This window comes from Streptomyces sp. NPDC026538 (genome assembly GCF_055567535.1).
The window spans coordinates 437162-452645 of record NZ_JBVHQG010000007.1 but is presented as its reverse complement, the minus strand read 5'-3'; the positions used below and the strand labels follow the sequence as shown (position 1 = coordinate 452645).

The following is a 15484-nucleotide window of genomic DNA, read 5'->3' as shown; positions in this document are numbered from 1 at the left end:
GTACATCTTTTGCTGTGGATGCTTCACTGTGGGGGATGATCGGTGCCGTCCTTACGGCCCTTCTGGGGCTTTGGGTGAATCGCATGCAAGCGAAGCATGCTCGCGAGCTCGATCGGACAAATGACAGTCGAGCAATCAGGGATGCGAACCGTGATTCATTCAATTCCGTCAGGGGTGCGTGCGGTTCTATAAGTGCGGCCGTTCGGGGTGCCTATCACCAAGCTCGTAAGCGCTACATGGTGGCCAACGCGAACCCTGCATATGCGCCGTCACCGTCAGGTGAGGGAGTGAGTGACACATTCCATGCGGCAACCTCGTCTGCAATTTCACAGCTCGAAGGGATTGGATTCGATGAAGTCAAATTGTTAATTGATGAGGTGGATGATCGGTCGGCGGATTTCGATGCAGCCGAATTGGTGATTCCGTTGCAGCGAGAGGAATCCTTGCGTAAAATGGCTGAATCCGTCCTCGAGCTTCAACGGCTCAGGCGCGAGATTGACAACAGGAATAAGATATGTCTAAGTCGCTTTGGGTTGCGCAGTGGTGTGATTGATTAGTCCGTTAACCTCGATCTTTCGTGATGGCTCGTCGATTTGCCCGGTGGGCCGTTTCGGCTTGTCTGGGTGGTGGTGGGCAGGCCGAGGGCCCGACTGTCGTGTCAGGTGGGCGCCGGGTTCCACGGTTCCGGAAGCGTTCGGGTGCTCGTCGGGATGGGGGGTTCGGCTGGTCAGCCGGGGTTCGGCAGGGCTTGCAGCCGGGTGAAGGCGCTGGTGATCACGTGGGTCCATGGCCAGTGGCGGGTGAGGCGGAGGATGCGTCGGCGGCCGGTGGCGACCAGGCGGGCGGCGGCGGAGAACAGTCGCAGGCGGAGCTTTTTGGGTTCCCAGCGACGGGCTTGACCGGTCAGGGCGAGCATCGGCATCCAGGCCAGCAGGTCCAGGGCGAGCTGGATGATCTCCAGCCAGAGCTGGTTGCTCGCCGTGTGGTGCAGGGGGAGGTTGCGCAGACCGGTATCGCGCGCATGACGGATGCGGTCCTCCGCACGGGCTCGTTGGCGGTGCCGCAGTTCCAGGGCGGCGATCGGAGTCCTGGTGGTGTTGGTGGCCAGGCAGGTCAGCCGCATTCCGTCGGCGTCGGTGAAGCGCAACTGCGCACCCGGATGCGGCCGTTCCTTCCGCACGATCAAGCGCATCCCCGCAGGCCAGCCCTTCAGGACGTCCCCGGCCAGTTCGGCGACCCAAGCGCCGTCGCGGACCTGCCCACCGGGTTCGACCGCCGCCGTCCAGGCCGAGGCCGGGATCTGCAGCACGGCGTGGTGGACGGCGTCGGTGATCGTCATCCCGACCGAGTAGGACAGCCACCGGCCAAGTGCGGTGAGCCAGTCCAGGAACTCGTGGGTGCCTCCGGCCGAGTCGGTGCGAATCAGTGTCGAACTGCCCCGCCGGTGCTGCTTCGGTAGCTGGGCCAGGGCCAGTTTCGTGGTCGTGATGTGGTCGGCGGCGGTGTTGCTGTCGGCGTGGCCCGGCCGCAACAGGGCCGCGACCGGTTCCCCCGATCCGGCCGGGCCGTGCTCGACGAACGCGACCAGCGGATGGTGCCTCGGCTTGCCCGATGCACCGACTCGTAGTCATCCGCGCTGAGCACCTCCATGTCCATAGGCACAGCCTGCCAGCGGTTCCACATCGGATGGATGCGTCACTCAGCAGGTGAAGGCACCGGAACCAAGATGAAGACTGAGCCGAGATGCAACAGCCCAGATCACGGCCGGTGGAAGCAACCGGCCACGAGACTGATCGAAAAATCGCCATGAAAGCCCGAGGTTAAGGGCCCCCTATCTGTGCGGTGATGATGTCGACGACGGTCCCGGACTCTTCGTTGAGGGGGTCCGCCCGGTGCTGCGCGGTGCGGCTGCCGTCGTGCGGTAGGGACATGTCCTCGCGTTGGCGGGAAGGTGAGGCATCCCGATGGCGGTGGGCTGACGGCCGAGTAGCGGGCTTGGCGTGAGCAAGTGCGGTTCGAAGCGGCTGATCTGATCGCGGCCGGGGCCAGTGACCGGGAGGTGGCCCGGCGGTTCACGGTGAGCCGGATGCCGGCGAACCGGTGGCGGCGAGCGTTGGCTTCGGGCGGTCGGCAGGCTTTGGCCTCTCAGGGCCCCAGCGGGGCCCGCTGCGCTGGACACGGGACAACTCCGGGTGCTGGAGGCGGTGCTGGACGCCGGTCCTGCCGCCTCCGACTGGAATGTTATGGCGACCGTCTACCAGCTGCCCCCTTACGCTCCCGAGTTCAACCCCGTCGGGGGCGTGTGTCGCACCTGAAGAGGTCGCTGGCCCACCTCACGAAACACAGCCTCGACCAGCTCACCGCCTTGGTGAAGACGCGGCTGAAGCGGATGCAGTACCGCCCCCCTCTCGGCGAGGGCCTCATCGCCAAGACCGGCCTCGACTTCCAGCCGCCGTAACCTCAGCCGTTAAAGATCTCTAGCGTCGCGCGATCTGGCCGGGCAACAACGTTTCAACAGCGGCTAATAGAATGGACCCCGTGGGCTGGCCTAAAGGCTGTCCCGCATTGATCCGGGGCAGCCTCAGGGTGGTGAGGGTGGGGCCGTACTCTTCGTCGGGTGATTCGGCGCGCTCCGTTCGGGTGGTTGCCCTCGGCTCGCGCCGATAGGGCCCCGTGCGGACTTGATTGCCGGTGCGTCTTGTGGAGGTCGGGGCAACTGTGTGGATTGAGCTAGTCGAGGGCCTTCCTGGGCCTGCGGTCTTCCAGTGCCCAGCGTCGGAGTCGGCGCTACTCCGCTGCGCCTCGTCCCTCGGGCATCCGCTGCCCACTGACCTGGTCGCACTGCTCCGCGAAAGCGACGGCATCGAAGGCGAGTACGGGGCCGGGCTGATCTGGTCGGCCGAGCGGATCGCCTCCGAGAACCGGACCCTTCGCGAGGACAGCGAACTCGCCACGCTGTACATGCCATTCGATCCGCTGCTCTTCTTCGCGGACGCCGGCAACGGCGATCTGTTCGCGCTCCTGCCCGGCCTGCAGCGGCCTGACGTCTTCGCCTGGAACCACGAGGACGACAGCCGCACCTGGGTGGCACCGAGCCTGGCCAAGTACCTCGAATGGTGGCTGACGGGGCAGATCAAGCTGTGACTGTAGACATGTGACACCTCGGCTCATCAAGCCCTGGAGGTCACGATGACATGATCTTGGCGTGACTGGTGTGATCACGGCGGCACAGCCGTCCTGGATAGGCCCGTTCACGGGGCTGAGCCCGCGCTGCTTCGGCAAGCTGGTGACCGCCCTGCGCCGCGAGGGAGCGGACACAGTCCGCCGGGGCCGGCCGTGGGGCCTGGCCCTGGAAGACCGTGTCCTCCTGGTCGCGGCCTATTGGCGGACGAACTTGACGCTGCGCAGGCTCGCGCCGCTGTTCGGGATCTCAAAGTCTGCTGCCGATCGCATCATCAACCGCCTCGCACCGCTGCTCGCCCTGCGTCCGCGCCGACGGTTCCGCAAGGACACCGTGCCCATCGTGGACGGCACCTTGGTCCCCACACGTGACCACGCGGTGGCCGAGCACTCGAAAAACCACCGCTACTCCACCAACCACCAAGTCGTCATCGATGCCGATACACGGCTGATCGTCGCAGTTGGACGGCCCCTGCCTGGCAACCGCAACGACTGCAAGGCGTGGGAGTCGTCCGGAGCGAAGGCCGCCGTTGGCAGCACCACTGTGATCGCTGATGGCGGCTACCGCGGCACCGGCCTGGTGATCCCGCACCGCCGTGAACCCGGCCAGGCCGAACTCCCGGCCTGGAAAGAGGAGCACAACCGCTCACACCGCAGGGTCCGTGCCCGCGTCGAGCACGCCTTCGCCCGCATGAAGGGCTGGAAGATCCTCCGCGACTGCCGATTGAAGGGCGACGGCGTTCATCACGCCATGCTTGGCATCGCCCGCCTGCACAACCTCGCGCTCGCCGGATAAACCGGCCGCGCCCAGGCAGGCGTCCCCGATGCCGACCGTGTCGAGTCAGCTGATCATTGCGGGACAGCCTTTCGAGAGATCCCGGCTCGCCGTCGGCAATGAACCGCGTCAAGGATCCCTCCAGCAGTTCCAGGAACTGCCGCAGGTCGTCGGCTACCTTGTCGAGCTCCGGTACGTCCAGTGACGCTGTCCTCGTCCGATGAACCGACCACACCAGGGCCCACGAAGTAGGAGAGGTCACCGCCGTTCGAGCCGATGGCCACCTTCTGGGCCGCGCCAGCAGCGCCGTGCGCCTGGAGCCGTAGAAGGACGTCACCTGCCGAGTCGAGAAAGTAGCGTTTCCGACGTCTGCCCAGGTGACGTCGCCGATGCTGTCGTAAAAGGTGACCAGGTCAGCCGGGATGGAGCCGGCTCGGGCAAGCGCGCGAGCCGCTGTTTGATCGTCGCTGTTGGCCAGCCAGACCTCGTTGGTGCTGGGGGGATAGCCGTGCCGACGCCCGAACTCGTTTGTCATTGCAGTGAGGGTCCCGGACACTCTGTCTGTCCAGACGGCCAGCCAGGCGGGCGAAAGCGAACGGTCACTCATGAGGCCGGATCATGGCACGCTCCACGGACATCCATGATGTGACCAGCGGCCTTGCACTCCAACGTCAGCGCGATGCCCTGAGTTGTCGGTGGGCGATGAGGCAGCAGGCGAGTTTCAGGAACGCGTCGTGGATGTCGGCTCGCCGTTCCCATCGGATCCGCAGGCGTCGGAAGCCGTGCAGCCAGGCAAAACTCCTTTCCACGATCCAGCGGTAGGTACCCAGCCCGGTGCCGTGTGGAGTGCCGCGTCGGGTAATCGCGGGCACGATGCCGCGGGCCCGGACCTGGTCGCGGTAGATGTCGTGGTCGTTGCCGCGGTCGGCGAACAGCGCGTCCGGCTTGCGGCGGGGACGGCCGACCCGGCCGCGGACCGGTGGGATCGCGTCGAGTAGGGGCAGCAGTTCCGGTCCAACAAGGTCCCCCTTGGCGAGACCTGACGTGGGAGCCCTCGACCGCGCAGTCGTCCATCTCCAGCAGACCTGCCTTTCGCAGTTCGCTGAGGAGTTCTGAAACGATCAGTAAGACAGGGCTGTGAGCTCGGCCTTCTCCAGCCAGTCGGTGTACCAGCGGGCGAACGTCACCGGTACGCCGTCGTCGTCGAGGAGTGGGGCGAGGTCGACATCGTCCACCCGGCAATCGGACCAGATCGTGCCGCGGCGGCTGCCGCTGATGATCAGCCACTCTCTCTGGGCGCATCCCAGGTGGGAGATCACGATCGCACCGGCAGTACGCTCCGGGGCGAACATGACGACCTCCCATCGCTCGTCCCACGCTTCGACGGCGTCGTCGAAATCCTCGATGTCGTCGAAGTCCTCTTCCTCGGGACGTTGGGCAAGAAGCTCCTCCAGTAGCTCCGGATCCGGACCCTGGTCAGGAAACGGCTCGGCAAGCCTCGACAGGTCGGCCAGGTCCGCGCCGTCGCCCTCCCAACGCCAACGGCCTTGCACGCGCCGAACCGGGAACAGGCCGTACGCGGGGCCGGCGCCGCCCGCGCCCACGTGGAGCAGGAAGGCCCGGTATTCCTCCGGCAGTTGCACACCTGTCTGATCCTCGAGTTCGGCAAGCTCGCCTTGGGTGAGTGGATCCTCCACGACCCATTTGTGCCCCAGTGCACCGAAAACCTTGCCGGCCGCATGGCCTGCACCGGCCCCCTCAACCCGCCGGCGCAAGCCCGCCCACCACTGATCAGTCATGCGCCGACCGTACGTGCCGCCACTGACACCGGGGGAGTGGGGCCCATTGCTACCGCGGGAACAGCCCGGCGCCCCAAGTCCCTCGGCGCATCAGGCACACCGGCCTACCGAAGGGAGCGTCACTGATGTCCAGATGGCACCGACCTCCGCCGTTGAAGATCTCTAGTGCGCTTGGAACGGTATGCCCCCAGGGCTCCGCCCTGGACGAACGTCCGCCGGAAGAATGCGGAGAGGATCGGCGTGGACGGGGCGAGTGGGATGCCGAAGCCGAGGGCCTGGCCGCATGCATCTGCGCCGGCCGTCGGTCCGACAGGGATGTGAGGATCGTCGGCTCGCTGTCTCTTGGTTCGGCAGGTCCTTTACATGCACGGCATTGCGTGCCTGCAGGGCCCGGACCCGGATGTCGGGATTGCGGTGGCCCGCTGCCGCCCGGGGAGTGGGGATTGCGCGCCACCAGCGCGGTGTCGTCCCGCGGGCTCAGGCGAGGGCGGCGACCAGCAGGGCGAAGGCGGCGATGATGACGGCGACGCGGACGTAGTGGAAGCGGTCCCAGCGGTTCATCTGCTCCTTCCAGTCCTCGGGCCGGTTCTCGGGGGTCCACGTCTTGCCCCGGTTGTTGATCGGGACGAGCAGCAGGAGCGACATGATCACGCTGAGGATCAGCAACGCGCCGGCGGTGACGACGAGGCCGGCGCCGGGATGGTGCCATCCGGCGATGGCCCAGACCGCGACGAGGACGAGCGAGCCGATGTACCAGAACGGCATCAGGGCGCCGAGCATCCGGCCCCCGTGGGCGCGGCCGAGTTGGCCACTGTCCTCGGGGAGGGCGTCGAGGATCGGGTTGATGACGAAGGCGACGGAGAACTCCACCCCCACCATCAGGCCGACGACCACGGTGGTGAAGACCTCGAGCGCGTTGAGCATGATGACCCTCCCTGGATCTAGCGGTGCTAGACGATGAGGCAACGCTAGCTCTGCTGGCGCTCGATTGTCTAGCGGTGCTAGCTCCGAAGTCTGCCGGCACAGGAACGTACGCAGCGTGACCGGGCGGTTTGCGAGCGCCTCATCGTGGCGATGTCCCGCGAACTCACCGGGCACTCTGGTTGAAGGTGGCACCGGCGGCAGGATCATCTGCGAGCTACGTCTTCGACGGGGTTCCTTCGTGTCTCGCAGCGGCGTTTATGGCGACCGTCGTCTCCGGGAAGGCATGGGCCTCCTTCTCACGGTCGGGCCATGACGTGGTCCTGAGTGTTCCACTCGCAGAGGAGGGGATCTGAAGGGAGTCCCGTAGGCTCCGAGGTGATCTCACCCGGTGGGAGGGGGATGCGATGGAGCAGGCTTGGGATCGAGAACTCGCGCTCTCGGCGGCACGGATGCGGCGGCGGCTGATGGCCTATCCGACCGAAGGGCGCTGGCAGGAACTGCGGTACTGGGATCCGTTGCCCAGCGCCCGCGAGCTCACCAACTCGATGGGCAACGGGCGTTGGGAGGACCGCAGCCGGCTCAACGTGCCCGGTCCGTTCTACGCGGGCGTGACCGACGACGGCCTGAACGGCCCGTACTACCTCCCCGACCACGTGCTCTCCAGCGACGAGCACTACGAGTTCGTGTACCGCCAGCCCGCTAATCCCCGCGAGGTGGCAGGACTGGTGCACATCGCCGCCGACGAGCCGCTGGGCGGCTACGCCTGGGACGGCGACCAGCAGTGGACTCCCGAAGCGGTGAGACAGTGGTGGGCCGGGCGCGAGTCGGTACGCGCCTGGATAGCCGAGGAGCTCGACGGTCGCCAGAACGAGAGGGAAGCCCTCCACCAGTACGCCGCCTACTTGGACGACGGCCTGGAGGACTACCTGCGCGGCTACCTGTTCTGGCTGATCGAAAACCGCGAGCCCCGCACCGACGAGGAACTCCCCACGCTGAGCCTGTGACGGACCACTGATTCTGGTGTCCTCCGGGCTGTACCCCTTCGTGGCCGCCCTGGAATCCGAGCGCACGTCCCGGACCGGGGCGGGCTGGACGCGCTCCGCCTCAGTCCCGAGGACGACGCCACCGCGGTGACTGCCGATCAACTGCGGGCCGTCATCGTGGGGTTGGTCGCGGCCGGGCACTGGGTGGAAGACGATCCCACCATGGCTGAACACCAAGATCGGAAAGGTTGACGTACAAGCCAACCGGGCTTGGGAGAATCCCGGCATGGTGATGGCACGGCACTGGTACTCCTCGTCGCCCGTCGTGGACGGGCATCTGCTTCTGCAAGAGCCGGGGTTCTGGCCGGTACACTTGGCAGATTTGTCCCGGGGATCCCGGCCTGAGGATTTCGGCTCCGACGCGGGCGACGCCGACGCGATGCTGGAGCGGCTCCATGATGCGTCGGCGTGGCCGGTGTTCACGGTGCCTTTGGCCAACGGCTTCGCGATCGTCGCGCACTACAACAGTGGCGAGGATTTCACGACCACGGACTACTTCCTGACGCACCCCGACTGGAGGCAGGATCTCGTCCTGGCCAGCGACGATCAGGACCGCATCGGTCCCGGCCTGTGCTGGCCCGAGCTCTCCGCCCTGCTGAAGGCACCACCGGGCGCCACGGGCGTCACCGACCCTCACTCCCGGCTTCTTCTCCTTCTGCCGGTTCTCGGCGACATCGCAGTTCCTGAGGAGGCCGTGACGGCCGTGGGTCGGGCGCTCGTCGCTCACGGTGCTCCCGAGGCGAACGAGGCGTTGGCCAGGCGTCTGCTCCAAGGGCACCCCATGTGGGGCGCCGCGGACTGGTGGTTCGATGAGGACGAACGAAGCTGGATCTGCGAAGGCGAGCAGAGCCCCCGCAAAACCCCTCTGGGCGACCACCTGCCCGCTCGGCAGCGGACGGCCCTCGAAGGCTGCCTTACCCCCGGCTGACGGTCTGAGGCCGCACTCCACCACGCCCACGACCGCTTGGTCACTCCAGGCCGCCTGGGCCCGCGCCGGGGCGATAGCCGGTGTCGTCGGCCCGTGCGCAGCCGAGGGTGAAGAAGGGTTCTCTTCGCCCTCGGATGCGCACTGTTCTGCTGGAGACTTCGGAACTCATCCCGGTAGACGTTCTTGCTGCGACACGATTGGCGGCAGCGGTTCACGAGCTGCGTGCCAGGCAGGGGGGAGGGCAGCGACGCCCGTGCGAGCGGCGATCACCCCGCCCGCGATGGCACAGGTGGTGTCGATGTCACCGCGCCCGGCGACCGTGAGCCACAGACCCTCCTGCAGGTCGTCGAGGTGCCCCGCCGCGCACCACAGGGCGTACGGGACGGTGTCCGGCCCGGACATCCTGTAGCCGGAGCCCAGGACCTCCGCGGCGTGCCGGACCGAGGTGTGCTCCGGCATCCGGGCCGCGATCCGCACCCCCGACCGGACGTCGCTGTCGGGGAGTCGTTCGGCGACTGCCTGAAGGAAGTCCGGGCGAGCGGGGGCAGGCCCGCCCCGGCTGCGGGTTGCCAGCGCCGCGGCGAGGGCGACCGCCACTGCCGCGGTGATCGCCTCCGGGTGGTGGTGAGAGACCGCGCCCTGGGAGGCGGCCTGTTCGGCGACGACGTCGAGGTCGACGGCATGCCAGGCGCCGAGCGGGGCCGCGCGCATGGCCGCGCCGTTGCCCCAGGAGCCCTGGCCGCCGAACTGTCCGGCGACCACCTCCCGCCAGGGCTCGCCCGCGCCGATCCGACGGAGCACGTCATGCATGGAGGCTCCGTACCCGCGGTGGGTGTCCTCGGCGTAGGCCGTCGCGAGGCCCAGGGCGAGGCGGTCCTGGTCCACGGCGCCGCCCCCTTTGGCGAGTTCGCGGACGAGTACAAGCGCCTGGACGGTGTCGTCACTCCACTGCCACAGCGGCTCCGGGGGCAGCGTCCGCGCCTCCAGGGCTGCCGAACCGTCCCGGCGCAGGATGCCGAACCAGCGGTCACCGAAGGCATCACCGAAGGCGAGCCCCTGCAACGAGTCCAGCGCAGCTGTGGGAATGTCGATCACCGGAGCAGTATCGCAGCGCGACGGCGCTCCGGCCCACCGTCTTTGGCGCGGACATGCCGCTGATCCGGACAATCGCCGGGCGATCGCAGTTACATCCAGGACAAGTACCGCTGCCCGATCTGGGGCCTGGAAGCCACTGAGGGTTTTCAGCGCTCCGCGCGAGGGTGAGGGCGGCGACTGGTACTTTTAAACCTGAGTGAGGATCCCGCAGCCGTCATCGACCTGCTCGCTTTTTTATCTCTCATGCAGATAACCGTCATCTCTGATGATCTCGGGTGGACGGGAAACAGTGGCTCGGTTTCTTCGTTGGTCATTACAGGCGGTGGTTCAAGGACTGTGTTGTCCGGCCGCCCGCGGAAACCAACGACAGGGATCGGAGGGATTCCGATGGTGCTTGTGTCGGCCATGGGTCTGCGTGCGGACCGTGCATCTGTTCAGACGGACCGGGCAGGCGGGAAGCCGTTTGCTGCCGGCCGGTACGGTGTCGGCTTCTGGACGGTTGCGGCGGTGTTCGTGACGGCCATGGGTTTCTCCACCGTCCCTACTCCGCTGTATCCGCTTTACCAGGCGCACGACGGGTTCTCCACGTTCACGGTCACGGTTGTGTTCGCGGTCTATGCCCTGGGTGTGCTGGCGAGCCTGCTGCTTGCCGGGCATGTCTCGGACTGGCTGGGCCGCAAGCGGGTCATGGTGTGGGCGCTCGCGCTTGAACTGGTTGCCGCCGTGTTGTTCCTGGCCGTGCCGTCGCTGCCGGTGCTGATCGTGGCCCGGCTGGTCACCGGGCTGGGTGTCGGCATGCTGACGGCGACCGCCACCGCGTATCTGCAGGAACTGCACGGCGCCCACCGGCCTGGTTCTTCGGCCCGCCGGTTCGAGGTGGTGTCGACCGTCGCCAATATCGGCGGACTGGGCTTCGGCACTCTCGTCTCGGGTGTCATTGCCCAGTATCTGGGTGCGCCGCTGCGGGTGCCGTATGCCGTGTTCGCTGTTGTGCTGCTGATGGGCGCGGTGGCTGTCGCGCTGACGCCCGAGACAGTCCGTCGGCCGGCCGTCAGGCCGGTGTACCGGCCCCAGCGGGTCGGGTCTACTCATGGAGTGCCTGGATATTTTGTGGCGGGTGTAGCCGGGTTCACTTCCATGGCCGTGTTCGGTCTGTTCACCTCCGTGGTTCCCGCTTTTGTCGGCGGGATCCTGCACCATCCGTCACGGGCGCTGGCCGGGCTGGTCGTGTTCGCGGTGTTCGCGGCTGCTGCGGCGGCTCAGGCGGCTACCGTCCGCCTCGGTGTCCGTACACGCTGGTATGCCGGGCTGCTCGCTCAGGCCGTGGGCATGGCGGTCCTGGCGTTCGGTGTGCACTTTGCCAGCCTGCCTGTGTTCCTGCTGGCGGGGATCATCGCCGGGGCTGGAGCGGGGGTGCTGTTCAAGTCCGCTATCGGGCATGTGGCCGGTACGGCCGACCCGGGCGGGCGCGGCGAAGCCCTAGCCGGCCTGTTCCTCGCCTCCTACCTCGGCCTGGCCCTGCTGCCCGTCGGCCTCGGGGTCGCCAGCCGCTCCATGAGCCTGGCCGGTGCGACGACCTGGTTCACCGTCGTGGTGCTCGCGCTGCTCGCCGCCATCGCCGTGACCGCCCGCGGTCGCGGGCCTGCGGCCGGGGCCGTCTCTGTTGCACCGCAGCCTGACTGCATCGAGGGCGGTGCCCGTGATGCGGGCCGCGGCCGCTGACTTCGTCGAGCCTCCTTGGGGTGGGGGCAGCCTCGTTCGGTTCCCGGTGCGGGCGGGCGCCTGCCATTCCTCGTCGGCGCCGGCGCCCCCCGGCTCGCTGTCTTCCTCGTGGGACATGTGGCCGGTACCGGAGCGGGCTGACCCGCCGTGCGGGCTCCGGGCCTGGTCGGCCGGCCGGCGCGGGACCGGGACGCACATCCCCAGCCATCTATCGCGCACGGAGGGAAATCATGCGGGTACATCGACCTCTATCAGGTTCACTGGCCCGACCCGCAGGTGCCGTGCGCCGAGACGGCCGGTGCGTTGAAGGAACTGATCGGGGAGGGCAAGATCCGGCATGTGGGTGTGTCCAACTACTCCGCCGGGCAGATCGCGGAGTTCTCGCGCACCCTGCCGGTGGAGACGCTGCAGCCGCCGTACCATCTCTTCCGCCGTGGCATCGAGGACACCGTCCTGCCCTACGCCCGTCGGCACGGCATCGGCGTACTGGTCTACGGCCCGCTCGCGCACGGCCTGCTGACCGGCATGCTCGGCGACGACACGGTCTTCCCCTCCGGCGACTGGCGTGCGAACAGCGGTGTCTTCCACGGTGAGGTCTTCCGCCGCAACCTCGGTGTCGTCCGTGAGCTGGAGGAGGTCGCGGCCTTCCACGACATGACGGTCAGCCAGCTGGCCATCGCGTGGACGCTGGCTCAGCCGGGAGTACACGTGGCCGTGGTCGGCAGCCGGCGGGCTCATCATGTCGAGGACAGCCTCGCGGCGGCCGACTTCACACTGGACGACGCCGTCCTCAAGGAAATCGACTCGCTCATGGCCGTGGCCGGGAGTACCCAGGTCGACGGTCCGTCTCCGGAGGGCATGTGATGACCGGCCAGACACCGGCCGCGCAGACGACGGCCGCCGTCCGCAGTCACCGGCGGCCCGGACGAAGGCCGCCGTCCGCAGCCACCGGCCGGGCAGACGAAGATAGCCGTCCTCTCGACCGGTGCTGCGGAATCGGGGGTGACGCGATCGCGCCCGGGCGGGCCGGGAACCGGCCCCGGGGTCACGGGCGCGCCCGTCGCGCGGTACCTGCTGTACGCCGGGTCCGGCGTGACCGCGCCTTTTCTCCTCCTGGGCCGGCGCGGTGGCCGTGATGACTTGTTCCGCGCCCTCCCGGATCCGGGCCCGTCCGTCGTCGCCGGTGGCGGGCCGGGAGCCGTTCGGTGCGGTTCAGCCGTCGGACGCAGTTCAGCTGTTGGACGCGGTTCGGCCCAGGTAGAGGTCTCTGCGGGCGGCGACGAACGCCTCGATGGACTGGGCGGGGGTGCCCGTCACGCGCTCGACGCCGTCGGCCGTGCGGTCGTAACGGTTGTCCCGGTGCAGCCGGGCCATGGTGGCGACGTGCTGTTCGAGGTGCGGTGGCATTCCCAGTTTCGGGAGCCGTGCCTCCCACGCCTGCGCGGGCACGTCCGTGTAGGTCACGGGCCGGCCCAGTGCCCGGGAGAACTCCGCGGCCAGTTCCGTCATGTCGACCGAGCGGGGCCCGGTGAGCTCGTAGACCTGCCCGATGTGCGGGGCCGGCTCGCTGAGCACGGTGGCGATGACCCGGGCGACGTCGTCGACGGCGATGGGGGAGGTCCGTCCGGTGCCGAACGGCAGCGCGATCGTGCCGTTCTCCTGGATCGAGCGGGCTGCCATCGTGGTGAACAGGGGTGTGTCCAGGAACGCCGTCGGCCGGATGTGGACCACGGGCAGGCCGGACCAGTCGAAGACCTGCTCCGCCAACCAGTGCAGCCGCTGCTGGTGCGATTCCTCGGTGCTGGTGGCGGTCATCTGCGACACCGTCATCTGCGACAGGTCGGCCAGGACTTCCAGTTTCCCGTACTCGCGGGCGACGGAGGCCACCACGGTCGCGGCCAGCAGGTGGTCCGCGGATACGCGCATCGCGAAGTACATCCGGGTCACGCCGTGCAGTGCGGCAGCCACCGTCTCGGGCCGGGTCAGGTCGCCGATGACGACCTCCGCGCCGAGCGACCGCAGCTCAGCCGCCCGTTCGTCGTCGCGGCGGACCATGAATCGCACCGGGACGTCCTGGGCCCGCAGTTGGTCGAAGACCGTACGGCCCACGCCGCCGGCGCCGGGGATGAGGACAAGGTTGTTTGCAGCCATGGGTCGATCTCCTTGGAGGTATGGGGACATCTGCGGTGGGGTGTGATCAGGGAGTCAGCGGAAGCAGTGCTGTCGTTCGCTGTCCGGGTGCCGGGTGCCGGGTGCCGGGTGCCGGGTGCCGGGTGCCGGGTGCCGGGTGCCGGGTGCCGGGTGCCGGCGGGGCCCGTGCAGGCCTTGCCCGGCCTGGCGGTGCCGCCGTGGCACGGCGGCGATCCTCGGCCGGCGGCCGCTCCCGGGTGTCAGGCGGGGACGCTTCGTGACCGGTGCCGGGCTACTGCGCTCTGGCGCGGGGCTTGTCGCCGTCGACGGCCGCGGCGGAGTCCTGCTCCTTGCCTGGCAGGAAGGCCAGCACGACGGCCGCACCGGCCAGGGCGACGACCGCCGACCCGGTGGCGGTGAGATGCATGGCGTGGATGAAGGCGTCGTTGGCGGGCCGCACCAGAGCGCGGCCGGCCGGTCCCAGCTTCTCGGCGACAGCCAGGGTCGCCTGGATGGATTCACCTGCGGTGTGCCGGTCGGAGGGCGGCAGCGCGGTCAGGTGGCTGTCGATGCCGTTGCGGTAGGTGGTGGACAGCAGCGATCCGAGCACGGCGACGCCCATGGCCCCGCCGATCTGCCGGAACGTGTTGTTGACCGCCGATCCGGAGCCGGCCTTCTCCCGCGGCAGCGACGACATGATCATGACGGTAGCGGGCGGCATCACATGGGCCATCCCTGTGCCCATCAGGAAGAACAGCACCTCCAACACCCAGATGGGGGTGTCCTGGCCCAGCAGCAGGAAGCCCGCGAAGGCCACCGCGGTCACGACGAGCCCGGTGGCACACACGGCCCGGGCGCCGAAGCGGCCCACGGCCAGCCGGGCCCGCGGGGCGAAGAACATCTGGGAGGCGGCCAGCGGCAGCACGAGCAGACCGGACTGCAGGACGCTGTATCCCCGAACGCTCTGGTTGTAGAAGACGCTGAAGAACGTCACGCCCATGAGAGCGAAGAAGACCAGGCCGATGACGGCGACGGACGCGGAGAACCGCCGGTTGCGGAAGTAGGTGACGTCGAGGGCCGGATGGTCGCTGCGGGCCTCGTACACCACGAAGGCGACGAGGACCGCCAGGCCGCCGAGGATCGTCACCCAGGACTCGGGCCGGCTGAAGTCGCCCAGCTGGCCGCCCTTGATGATGCCGTAGACCAGCAGCGCCAGACCGACGATCGACAGCAGCACCCCGAACGGGTCGAGGCGGCCGGGCCTGGGATCCCTGGAGTCGGGGACGATCGCCACCATCGCGGCCATCGCGGCTACCACGATCGGCACGTTGACCAGGAAGACCGAGCCCCACCAGAAGTGCTCCAGCAGGACGCCGCCGGCTATGGGGCCGGCGGCGATGGCGAAGCCGACCACGCCCGTCCAGATGCCGATGGCCTTGGGCTGCTCGTCACGCTCGAAGACGTTCATGATGATCGCGAGGGTGGCGGGCAGGATGAAGGCGCCGCCGAAGCCCATCACGGCGCGGAAGGCGATGAGTTGCGCGGCGGAGTCCGAGAGCGCGGACAGTGCGGATCCTGCGCCGAACACCAGCATCCCGAAGAGCAGCACCTTCTTGCGGCCGAGCCGGTCTCCGAGCAGGCCCGCGGTGAAGAGCAGTCCGGCGAACACCAGCGTGTAGGAGTTGACCGCCCACTCCAGCTGGGCCTGCGTGGAGCCGAGTCCGGTGGGTGCGGGCTGGGCGATGGTCTTCATCGCCACGTTGAGGATCGAGTTGTCCAGCATCACCACCAGGAGGCTGCACGAGAGCACGGCCAGAATGGCCCAGCGCCGGCGGTGCACTGCCTCGGAAACCGTTCGGCGCAGGTCATGGGGCGCGGATGGCGCGGA

General features: G+C 68.2%; 13 protein-coding genes and 3 pseudogenes. 9 read left to right on the top strand and 7 right to left on the bottom strand.

Annotated elements, in window-relative coordinates:
* Positions 1 to 287 precede the first annotated feature (287 nt).
* Positions 288 to 557 carry a hypothetical protein gene (locus tag ACZ4N4_RS28755; protein WP_467594013.1) on the top strand — a complete coding sequence of 90 codons (270 nt, stop codon included), beginning with the start codon at positions 288 to 290 and terminating at the stop codon, positions 555 to 557.
* 170 nt (positions 558 to 727) lie between these two features.
* Here ACZ4N4_RS28755 and ACZ4N4_RS28750 read toward each other — a convergent pair.
* Positions 728 to 1597: pseudogene (locus tag ACZ4N4_RS28750) on the bottom strand (IS1380 family transposase); the annotation flags it as partial.
* 411 nt (positions 1598 to 2008) lie between these two features.
* Between ACZ4N4_RS28750 and ACZ4N4_RS28745 the strand changes: the two are divergent.
* From ACZ4N4_RS28745 to ACZ4N4_RS28730, 4 genes and pseudogenes are all read left to right on the top strand, one after another.
* A pseudogene (locus ACZ4N4_RS28745) lies at positions 2009 to 2458 on the top strand (hypothetical protein).
* A 260-nt stretch (positions 2459 to 2718) separates the two neighbouring features.
* A complete protein-coding gene (locus tag ACZ4N4_RS28740) occupies positions 2719 to 3144 on the top strand; it encodes an SMI1/KNR4 family protein (protein WP_467594010.1) in 426 nt (141 codons plus the stop codon).
* 61 nt (positions 3145 to 3205) lie between these two features.
* Complete coding sequence (locus tag ACZ4N4_RS28735; protein WP_467594006.1) at positions 3206 to 3976, top strand: transposase; 771 nt, start codon at positions 3206 to 3208, stop codon at positions 3974 to 3976.
* 28 nt (positions 3977 to 4004) lie between these two features.
* Positions 4005 to 4160 (top strand): hypothetical protein, encoded by a 156-nt coding sequence (locus ACZ4N4_RS28730; RefSeq protein WP_467594003.1) that lies wholly within the window; start codon positions 4005 to 4007, stop codon positions 4158 to 4160.
* A gap of 466 nt (positions 4161 to 4626) precedes the next feature.
* Here the strand turns inward: ACZ4N4_RS28730 and ACZ4N4_RS28725 are convergent.
* From ACZ4N4_RS28725 to ACZ4N4_RS28715, 3 genes and pseudogenes are all read right to left on the bottom strand, one after another.
* Positions 4627 to 4965 (bottom strand): annotated as a pseudogene (locus ACZ4N4_RS28725) (transposase); the annotation flags it as partial.
* 111 nt (positions 4966 to 5076) lie between these two features.
* A complete protein-coding gene (locus ACZ4N4_RS28720) occupies positions 5077 to 5754 on the bottom strand; it encodes an SMI1/KNR4 family protein (RefSeq protein WP_467594000.1) in 678 nt (225 codons plus the stop codon).
* A 477-nt stretch (positions 5755 to 6231) separates the two neighbouring features.
* The gene (locus ACZ4N4_RS28715) at positions 6232 to 6678 is read right to left on the bottom strand and encodes an anthrone oxygenase family protein (RefSeq protein WP_453577063.1); all 447 of its coding nucleotides are present in this window, start codon (positions 6676 to 6678) and stop codon (positions 6232 to 6234) included.
* 404 nt (positions 6679 to 7082) lie between these two features.
* Between ACZ4N4_RS28715 and ACZ4N4_RS28710 the strand changes: the two genes are divergently transcribed.
* Together ACZ4N4_RS28710 and ACZ4N4_RS28705 are read left to right on the top strand one after the other, a co-directional pair.
* Positions 7083 to 7682, top strand: coding sequence for a ferredoxin (locus tag ACZ4N4_RS28710; protein ID WP_467593996.1), 600 nt, complete (start codon positions 7083 to 7085; stop codon positions 7680 to 7682).
* Between the two features lie 265 nt (positions 7683 to 7947).
* Positions 7948 to 8649, top strand: coding sequence for a hypothetical protein (locus ACZ4N4_RS28705; protein WP_467593993.1), 702 nt, complete (start codon positions 7948 to 7950; stop codon positions 8647 to 8649).
* Between the two features lie 165 nt (positions 8650 to 8814).
* On the opposite strand, the gene ACZ4N4_RS28700 is transcribed toward ACZ4N4_RS28705, so the two are convergent.
* Positions 8815 to 9744, bottom strand: a complete 930-nt coding sequence (locus ACZ4N4_RS28700) for an ADP-ribosylglycohydrolase family protein (RefSeq protein ID WP_467593990.1) — start codon at positions 9742 to 9744, stop codon at positions 8815 to 8817.
* Between the two features lie 387 nt (positions 9745 to 10131).
* On the opposite strand from ACZ4N4_RS28700, the gene ACZ4N4_RS28695 reads away from it, so the two are divergent.
* Positions 10132 to 11466, top strand: a complete 1335-nt coding sequence (locus tag ACZ4N4_RS28695) for an MFS transporter (protein ID WP_467593988.1) — start codon at positions 10132 to 10134, stop codon at positions 11464 to 11466.
* A 147-nt stretch (positions 11467 to 11613) separates the two neighbouring features.
* Positions 11614 to 12330, top strand: a complete 717-nt coding sequence (locus ACZ4N4_RS28690) for an aldo/keto reductase (RefSeq protein ID WP_467593986.1) — start codon at positions 11614 to 11616, stop codon at positions 12328 to 12330.
* Between the two features lie 366 nt (positions 12331 to 12696).
* On the opposite strand, the gene ACZ4N4_RS28685 is transcribed toward ACZ4N4_RS28690, so the two are convergent.
* Positions 12697 to 13617: an NmrA family NAD(P)-binding protein gene (locus ACZ4N4_RS28685; RefSeq protein ID WP_467593983.1), complete on the bottom strand. Its 921-nt coding sequence runs from the start codon at positions 13615 to 13617 to the stop codon at positions 12697 to 12699.
* Between the two features lie 271 nt (positions 13618 to 13888).
* Positions 13889 to 15460 (bottom strand): MFS transporter, encoded by a 1572-nt coding sequence (locus ACZ4N4_RS28680; RefSeq protein WP_467594347.1) that lies wholly within the window; start codon positions 15458 to 15460, stop codon positions 13889 to 13891.
* Positions 15461 to 15484 lie beyond the last annotated feature (24 nt).

Coding starts and splice junctions, on each gene's coding strand:
- ACZ4N4_RS28730 (WP_467594003.1), top strand. CDS start 4,005: ATGCCGACCGTGTCGAGTCAGCTGATCATTGCGGGACAGCCTTTCGAG.
- ACZ4N4_RS28720 (WP_467594000.1), bottom strand. CDS start 5,754: ATGACTGATCAGTGGTGGGCGGGCTTGCGCCGGCGGGTTGAGGGGGCC.
- ACZ4N4_RS28715 (WP_453577063.1), bottom strand. CDS start 6,678: ATGCTCAACGCGCTCGAGGTCTTCACCACCGTGGTCGTCGGCCTGATG.
- ACZ4N4_RS28710 (WP_467593996.1), top strand. CDS start 7,083: ATGGAGCAGGCTTGGGATCGAGAACTCGCGCTCTCGGCGGCACGGATG.
- ACZ4N4_RS28705 (WP_467593993.1), top strand. CDS start 7,948: ATGGTGATGGCACGGCACTGGTACTCCTCGTCGCCCGTCGTGGACGGG.
- ACZ4N4_RS28695 (WP_467593988.1), top strand. CDS start 10,132: ATGGTGCTTGTGTCGGCCATGGGTCTGCGTGCGGACCGTGCATCTGTT.
- ACZ4N4_RS28685 (WP_467593983.1), bottom strand. CDS start 13,617: ATGGCTGCAAACAACCTTGTCCTCATCCCCGGCGCCGGCGGCGTGGGC.